The sequence below is a fragment of the Bradyrhizobium sp. STM 3809 genome, from assembly GCF_000239795.1.
Lineage (GTDB): Bacteria > Pseudomonadota > Alphaproteobacteria > Rhizobiales > Xanthobacteraceae > Bradyrhizobium.
Genome location: NZ_CAFJ01000154.1, coordinates 1 through 1563 on the forward strand (window position 1 = coordinate 1; position 1563 = coordinate 1563).

Annotated in this window: 2 protein-coding genes; one reads left to right on the forward strand and one right to left on the reverse strand. The window is 64.0% G+C overall.

What is annotated here, in order from left to right:
- Window positions 1-335: hypothetical protein (locus BRAS3809_RS37025; protein WP_240535621.1), on the forward strand; the 335-nt coding region annotated here is incomplete at its 5' end.
- Window positions 336-629: 294 nt separating this feature from the next.
- On the opposite strand, the gene BRAS3809_RS07985 is transcribed toward BRAS3809_RS37025, so the two are convergent.
- Window positions 630-1436, reverse strand: a complete 807-nt coding sequence (locus tag BRAS3809_RS07985; RefSeq protein WP_240535622.1) for a DUF3658 domain-containing protein — start codon at window positions 1434-1436, stop codon at window positions 630-632.
- Window positions 1437-1563: the final 127 nt, after the last annotated feature.

Genomic DNA, 1563 nt, shown 5'->3' on the forward strand with positions numbered 1-1563 from the left:
TTCGCCGCGGGATCTCGTCCTCCATCGACCTGCAGGATGTCCTTATGCTCCGCAGCAATCGCGCTAATCCGGAAACGAGCATGCATCTCCTCGCGACGCATGCTGCGCCCGAGCTATGCTTCGTCGACGCCCTTCAAGTCGAGGGCGCAGGGAAGGCCGGGCATCGGCTGATGCCCGTGGCCCGCCTGCAGCAAAAAAAGCAGGCGGCAGTCACCACAGGTCAGCCGGACGACCGGCCTTCCCTGCGCGATGGTTGGACGGATTATACGCACTCTCCCCGGGGACCGGGCTGTCTTGCCCCCGTGACCGGCGGATCATCATCACCACCGGCGTAGCCTCAGCGTCGGGAGGCCAGGACCATGCGACTTCACCGTGCGCGCCCGCCGTTCGTCCGCACGACCTCAGCCCTGCTGCGACATGACGCGCCCACCGCATCTCCACCCCGCGTCTCGTGACGATCGCGATACGCCCCTCGTGCCGGGGTGGGACGCAGACATCAGAGCATGAATTCCGAAAAATAGAAACAAGAATATTTTTTGGCGAAGGACTGGACAGGGCAAATCAGCTTGAGGCGGCTGAGAAATTTCGTCGCGATCCACACGCACTTCCCCACGCGTCGAGAGCTGCAGCTACCCCGCGGGCCCTGGCAATCGCAACTCGCTGCGATGCATATCGAGCAAATCGCCACGACACTGCAGGCGCCCCGCTGCGACGAGTGCGCGGGCGCGCGCAAACAATTCGATATCGCCGATCTGCATCCCGTCGATCCAGGTTTCGCAAAGTGCCTCGCCGATGATCCTTGCCGTCTTCGTCCATTCGGCGGTGGCGCAGGACACCAGCACGGGATCGAAATGCGCGATCGGGGCTGAGACGAACTCGCCGTCGCGGAGGATCCGCAGCGGCGCGTTCTCCGCCTTGAGGCGCGCCCATTGTTCGCGGCAAGCCGCGCGCATGTCCGACGTCAGGTTCTGCCGAACATCCCAGAGATGATTGACGCTGACAGTCTCGGGCGCCAACTCGGCCAGGCTGAACACCCGGTGCGGATTGGGCGCGCCATGATCCCCTGCCCTCGCGACAGCGTCAGCGAGATCGACGATCTCGACCGGCTTATCGCCGAGCCGCCACAGGAATTCGAGGAAACCTGCATATTCCTGGGTCGACCGCCGCGTGAGCCAGGCGATCCTGCTGCGAGTGCATGACAACGCCTCGTCCCAGAATAAAGTGGCCTGTCCGCCGACCTCATCCCAGCCTGACACTTCCAATTTCTGGTCCACCCAGGCGGTTCGCAACGCCGGATCGGGCGGATCGATCGGGCCGAAGCTCAGGTTGTCGCCAAGTCCAATGACGCGGTCGTCGCGGCCGGCTTGCTGGAGTGCCGCGCGCAACGTGCCGGCGGCGGACATGTTGAAAACGACATGAAGGATCGGGCCGGACACCGCAGACGCCGCTGGCATTTTGCGCCCCTAATCACTGGGCGGCCGCGTCATGGCGTCGCTTCGCTCACCACCAATCTCCGAGCGAGCCTGCTGAAGCGCACCGATGACACGATCCAGTTCTGCAGCC